This is a genomic window from Methylocaldum sp., assembly GCF_039794385.1.
Lineage (GTDB): Bacteria > Pseudomonadota > Gammaproteobacteria > Methylococcales > Methylococcaceae > Methylocaldum.
The window spans coordinates 1-5,909 of record NZ_JBDIVO010000284.1; the positions used below are offsets into that span (position 1 = coordinate 1).

Genomic DNA, 5,909 nt, shown 5'->3' on the forward strand with positions numbered 1-5,909 from the left:
ATTGAACTCGTTGGTCCATGGCACAGGTCTCTTTCCACGGCATCGGCGTTTCCTCCTCGCCAATACCTTAATGGATGTAAACCATGTGCCCGGTCTGTTTTGTAAAGGATCATACCGGTTTGTACCGTCTTTCTCCCTCTCCCTCCGGGAGAGGGTTGGGGTGAGGGGATCGAACAACTATGGCAATCCGAATTGCCTCTAACACTGCCTCAAGATCGCCGAGCACTTCATGATTCCAAAACCGCAACACCCGATAACCCAAAGCCTGTAAGTACCGGGTTCGCTGATTGTCCTGTTCCTGTTGCTCGGTATGCTGTCCACCATCGAGTTCAATGATCAGCTTTGGTTCTAGATTAAGGAAGTCAGTGATGTAGGGGCCGATGGGTTGTTGCCGACGGAACTTGCAACCTTCCAGCTGGCGGTTTCTCAACCGGCTCCACAATAATTTCTCCGCGTTGGTCTGTTGTTTTCGTAGCGTTCGGGCCAGTTGTTTCATCGGAAGAAAACCTAGTTTCGATCCCCTCACCCTAACCCTCTCCCGGAGGGAGAGGGAACTGAGGGCCGAAGTAATGGGCACAGACTACCACCGGCCTTTGCCCATCCTACCGTGTGCCGCGAGTGTGTATTCAAGGCGCCTCCATCACCGTCCCGCACTTCTTGCACGTCCGGTTTTCCTCGCTGGAATAGAACCGCTCGAAAACCGGCGGCAAGTCCTTCTCGATGTTTTCGAGGTGGAAATATTCCTCGTAGAGCAAATTCGAACAGTTGTCGCAGTACCATAGGAGACCGTCGTTTTCCGCCGGTCCTCGCTTTCGCTCTATGACCAGCCCCACCGTGTCGGCGAAGCGCTGAGGGGAATGGGGGATGCGCGGCGGAAGCAGAAAGATATCGCCTTCCCGGATGCGGATGTCCTTGGGGTTTCCGTCCTCCATGATCTTGAGAACCATGTCGCCCTCGACCTGGTAGAAGAACTCCTCGCCTTCGTCGTAGTGATAATCCTTGCGGCGGTTGGGGCCGCCCACCACCATGACGATGAATTCCGCGTCCTCGAACACCTGTTTGTTGCAGACCGGGGGCTTGAGCAGATGGCGGTGTTGGTCTATCCACTCGCGGAAGTTGAAAGGCTTGAGCTCTCTCACGGCGATTCTCCGTTCTCATTCGATGGTCGCGATGCACTTCAGCTCGATCGCGATGGGGGTCGGCAGCCGCGACACTTCGACGGTCGTCCGGCAGGGCTGATTGGTCCTGAAGTATTCCGCGTAGAGCCGGTTGTAGACCGGGAAATCCTTTTCCATATCGGTCAGGAAGACGGTGACGTCCACCAGCTTGTCCCAGTGGGAACCCGCTTCTTCCAGGATATGGCGGACGTTCTCGAAGACTGAGCGGCACTGCGCCTCGATATCGTAGGCAACGATATTCCCGTCCTCGTCCAGCTCGACGCCCGGAATAATCTTGCTGCCGCGTTTTCTCGGCCCGACCCCAGACAGGAACAAGAGATTTCCCACCCGCCTGGCGTGGGGATAGAGGCCCACGGGTTCCGGTGCTTTTTCCGAGTCGATACGCTGACCCGCCATACGCGCTATCCTCCGAGATAAACGCAGACGTTCTTGGCTTCGGTGAAAAACTTGAGCGCCTCGAAGCCGCCTTCCCGGCCCACGCCCGATTGCTTCATGCCGCCGAAAGGCGTCCGGAGGTCGCGGAGCAGCCAGCAGTTGATCCAGATCACCCCGGTATGGATCCGGTTCGCCAGGCGATGGCAGCGCTTGAGGCTTTCGCTCCAGACTGTGGCGGAAAGCCCGTACATCGTGCTGTTGGCATACTCGACCGCTTGGTCTTCGCCATCGAAAGGCATCAGGGTGACCACGGGGCCGAAGATTTCCTCCTGATTGACCCGGCAGTCCGGGGAGAGACCTTCGATGATGGTCGGCTCGACGAAGAATCCGTTTTCGCAGCGGCCCTCAAGACGCACCTGCCTGCCGCCGGTCAGGATCCGCCCGCCCTCGGTCTGCGCCAGATCGATGTAGGACAGCACCTTGCGGAGGTGGCTTTCCGAAATGAGCGCGCCGACGTCGCAGTCTCCGCTCAGTGGATCGGCCACGCGCAGCGCCTGGGTCCGTCGCAGGAATTCGTCCCTGAACGTTTCGTAGATCGGCCGTTCGACGAAGATCCGCGACCCCGACAGACAGATTTCGCCCTGATTGAAAAAGGACGAGCGGACCGTGGTGCTCACGGCGCGTTCGAAATCGCAATCGGCAAAGATGATGTTCGGATTCTTGCCGCCGAGTTCCAGGGAGAGCTTTTTGAACTTGGGAGCCGCGGTTTGAGCGATCCGGGCTCCGGTTTGGGTGCCGCCGGTGAAGGAGATGGCCTCCACGTTCGGATGCTCGACCAGGCTTTGCCCGGCCTTGGCGCCGGTGCCGTGGACGATGTTCAGAACCCCCGGCGGAAGCCCCGCTTCCCGGCAGATTTCCGAGAGGTAAAACGCCGTCATCGGCGTCAGTTCCGAAGGCTTGGCCACGACAGTGTTCCCCGCGGCCAGCGCGGGCGCGACTTTCCAGGTAAAGAGATAAAGCGGGAGGTTCCACGGCGAAATACAGCCGACGACGCCGAGCGGCACGCGGAGCGTGTAATTCAGCGCTTGGCTTCCCATGGCATGGGATTCGGAGAAGAAATGCTGGATGGCTGAGCTGAAGAATTGGAAATTGGCGGCGGCTCTCGGGATGTCGACCTGGCGCGCCGCGCTCAGGGGCTTTCCGGCATCAACCGATTCCGCGCGGGCGAGCGCGTCCGCCTTGGCTTCGATGAGATCCGCGATCCGGCGCAGCAGCCTGGATCGCTCTTCCAGCGGAGCCTCGGCCCAGGCGGGAAACGCCGTCCTTGCGGCGGCTGCGGCGTGGTCGATATCGGCGGAATCGGAGTCCGGCACTTCCGAAAACAAACGGCCGGTGGCCGGTTCGATGTTTTCGAGATAGCGGCCGGAAACGGGCGGAACGAGTTCGCCGGCAATGTAATTCGCGATTCGTTGCATATTTACAAGCTCATCGTACGTCCCCCGTCGACGGGCAGATTGATCCCGGTGATATACGAAGCCAAATCGGATGCGAGAAAGCCCGCCGCATAGGCAATTTCTTCGGGCTTTCCGAAACGTCCCAGGGGAATCGAGCGTTTAGTCTGTTCGACCACGTCATCGATGGATTTGTTCGAGCTTCGGGCTTTGGCCTCCATGATAGCCCTGAGCCTCGCCGTCTCGGTCGCTCCCGGAAGGATGTTGTTCACTGTGATGCCGAAGGGCGCGAGTTCGCCCGCCAAGGTCTTGGCCCAGTTGGCCATGGCGCCGCGCACCGTGTTGGAGACGCCGAGTCCCGGAATTGGCTGCTTGACCGAGGTCGAAACGATATTGATGATCCGGCCGTAGCTCTCGCTCCTCATGCCGGGGAGCAGGGCCTGGACCAGGATATGGCTGCAGATGAGGTGGCGGGTGAAGGCCTCGGTGAATTCCTCGATCCCGGCTTCATACAGAAGCCCGCCCGGCGGTCCGCCTGTGTTGTTGACCAGGATGTGAATGGGAAGAAGCGCCGGCAGGCGTTCTTCCAGGATCTGCTTCAAGCGATCGGGACAGCCGAAATCGGCTATCAAGTAGCCGTGCTTCTGCCGATGTGCGGAACTGAGCCCCCCACAGACGAGCTTCAACGCCGACTCGTTGCGGGCAAGGAGAACGACCTCGGCGCCTTGATCCGCGAAAAGCATGGCGATGGCCCGGCCGATCCCTTGACTGCTGCCGCACACCAGCGCCCTTTTACCATCCAGTAATCCCATCGAGATCGCTCCCATCGGTTTTCTGCAAACCTTACAACGAATGATCAGCGTGTGCCATAAACCCGTTTCGCCGGGTTGATCCATGTCGTAGGGTGGGTTAGGTGCGCCTACATACCGCCTGTACGCGGCCCACCGAGTCAGGCGCGCACCGTAACCCACCACACCGCGCGTTGGTGGGTTACGGCGCACGCAAAGCACAGTGATTGACATCGGAGTATGCTGGAGTGCGCCTAACCCACCCTACGAAATCCCGGTTTTCCGTCAGACCTCGACATGGAAGGCTCTAACCTCCGATTCTATCCCCGGTCTAAGCAGTTAACGAGCCCACCCGTCATGACATCCGAACCGCTATCAAAACTCTCGGTTTTAAGCCGAGCGCTCGAAGGGGAGCTTTTGACCGACCGGCTCTCGCGCCTGCTTTACGCCACGGACGCCTCGCCCCACCAGAAGATGCCTCTGGCCGTGGCGCGGCCCAAGCACCGGGACGATTGCGTAACGCTGATGAGATTCGCCGCGCAGGAACGGCTGCCGCTGATTCCCCGCGCAGCCGGAACCAGCCTGGCGGGGCAGTGCGTCGGCGACGGTCTGGTAATCGATTTCACCCGCCACATGAACCGGATCGTCTCGATCGACCCGGAGCGGAGGCGGGCACGGGTCCAGCCGGGCGTGATCCGCGACGATCTCAACGATGCGCTGAGCCCGTTCGGGCTGATGTTCGCCCCCGATCCCTCCACCTCCAACCGCTGCACGATAGGCGGCATGTTCGGCAACAACGCCTGGGGCAGCCATGCCTTGCGCTACGGCACGACCCGCGATCACAGTCTGTCCGCCGAGGCGGTCTTGAGCGACGGCAGCATCGCCCGGTTCGAATCACTTGGAGGCGAACAGCTTCGGGAAAAATTAGCGCTGGACAATCTGGAGGGGCGGATTTACCGCGCCGTGTATCAGGCGATCGACCGTCGCCGGGCGCTGATTCTCGATCGCTTCCCCCGCCCCGACGGCATTCCCCGCAACGCCGGCTATCCCCTGGACGTGCTGGCGCGCGGGCAGCCTTGGGAATCTCGGGGGCCGCCTTTCAATCTGGCCCGATTGCTGTGCGGCAGCGAGGGAACCCTGGCTCTGGTCGGCGAAATCGAAGTTGGGCTCGTGCCGCTGCCTGCCCGGCGCCGCTTGGTCTGCGTCCAGTTCGACAGCCTGCCGCAAGCGCTTTCGGCGGTGGCCGTGACGCTGAACCATAAGCCGTCGGCATTGGAATTGGTCGACCGGCATATCCTGGAGCTCACCAAGACCAATCTGGAACAGCAACGTAACCGGTTCTGGATCGAAGGCGATCCGGCCGCCGTGCTGCTGATCGATTTCGTGAACGAAACCGGCGGTGAAGTCGACGCCACGGTCTCAAATCTGATGGCCGAATTGCGCTCGCGGAATTTGGGTTATGCCCGGAAAGTGCTCGAATCGCCGCTCCGGGAGCGGGCGCTGGGCCTGCGCGCGGCGGGATTGGGCCTGCTCATGGGCATGCCGGGTCCGGTCAAAGCCGTCACCGGCATCGAAGACACGGCAGTGTCAGTCAAGGATCTGCCCGCTTATGCCGAGGCGATTTTCTCGATCATGGCCCGCCATGGTGTAGATTGCGTCGTCTTCGGTCCGGCCGGATGGGGCGTGTTGCATTTCCGCCCCTTGCTCGATCTGCGCAGCCGGGAAGGCCGGCGTCTTTACGAGCGCATCGTCGAAGAAGTGTTCGAACGGGCGATCCGTTTCGGCGGGACGATCAGCGCCAAGCATGGCGACGGCCGCCTGAGATCGCCTTATTTGGAAGGTCTTTTGGGTGGGGAACTTTATGGGCTCCTGCACGGGATCAAGGCCGCCTTCGATCCTCACGATCTTTTGAACCCGCACAAGATTTTCGATCCTCCGCCGTTGGTTTCGGATCTGAGAGCCCATGAGAACGGGAAACCGGTTGCCGCCTACTTCGACTGGAGCCGCGAAGCGGGCTTAAGAATCGCCGCTTCGAAGTGCAACGGCGCCGGGGTCTGCCTGAAAAGCGCCGGGCGCGGCACGATGTGCCCCTCCTATATGGCGACACGGGAGGAAAA

Annotated in this window: 6 protein-coding genes; 1 reads left to right on the forward strand and 5 read right to left on the reverse strand. The window is 60.6% G+C overall.

Annotated elements, in window-relative coordinates:
* Nucleotides 1-109 precede the first annotated feature (109 nt).
* The 5 genes from ABJK70_RS18695 to ABJK70_RS18715 all read right to left on the reverse strand — a co-directional run bounded on the left by ABJK70_RS18695 (nucleotide 110) and on the right by ABJK70_RS18715 (nucleotide 3,831).
* Nucleotides 110-496, reverse strand: coding sequence for an endonuclease domain-containing protein (locus tag ABJK70_RS18695; protein WP_347258746.1), 387 nt, complete (start codon nucleotides 494-496; stop codon nucleotides 110-112).
* A gap of 130 nt (nucleotides 497-626) precedes the next feature.
* Complete coding sequence (locus ABJK70_RS18700) at nucleotides 627-1,139, reverse strand: 3-hydroxyanthranilate 3,4-dioxygenase (protein WP_143735189.1); 513 nt, start codon at nucleotides 1,137-1,139, stop codon at nucleotides 627-629.
* Nucleotides 1,140-1,154: 15 nt separating this feature from the next.
* Complete coding sequence (locus ABJK70_RS18705; protein ID WP_347258747.1) at nucleotides 1,155-1,574, reverse strand: RidA family protein; 420 nt, start codon at nucleotides 1,572-1,574, stop codon at nucleotides 1,155-1,157.
* Between the two features lie 5 nt (nucleotides 1,575-1,579).
* A complete protein-coding gene (locus ABJK70_RS18710; protein ID WP_347258748.1) occupies nucleotides 1,580-3,028 on the reverse strand; it encodes an aldehyde dehydrogenase in 1,449 nt (482 codons plus the stop codon).
* Between the two features lie 2 nt (nucleotides 3,029-3,030).
* Nucleotides 3,031-3,831 (reverse strand): SDR family oxidoreductase, encoded by an 801-nt coding sequence (locus ABJK70_RS18715; RefSeq protein ID WP_347258749.1) that lies wholly within the window; start codon nucleotides 3,829-3,831, stop codon nucleotides 3,031-3,033.
* A 318-nt stretch (nucleotides 3,832-4,149) separates the two neighbouring features.
* Between ABJK70_RS18715 and ABJK70_RS18720 the strand changes: the two genes are divergently transcribed.
* The coding region (locus ABJK70_RS18720; RefSeq protein WP_347258750.1) for an FAD-binding oxidoreductase at nucleotides 4,150-5,909 on the forward strand (1,760 nt) is incomplete at its 3' end.

Coding starts and splice junctions, on each gene's coding strand:
- ABJK70_RS18710 (WP_347258748.1), bottom strand. CDS start 3,028: ATGCAACGAATCGCGAATTACATTGCCGGCGAACTCGTTCCGCCCGTT.
- ABJK70_RS18715 (WP_347258749.1), bottom strand. CDS start 3,831: ATGGGAGCGATCTCGATGGGATTACTGGATGGTAAAAGGGCGCTGGTG.
- ABJK70_RS18705 (WP_347258747.1), bottom strand. CDS start 1,574: ATGGCGGGTCAGCGTATCGACTCGGAAAAAGCACCGGAACCCGTGGGC.
- ABJK70_RS18695 (WP_347258746.1), bottom strand. CDS start 496: ATGAAACAACTGGCCCGAACGCTACGAAAACAACAGACCAACGCGGAG.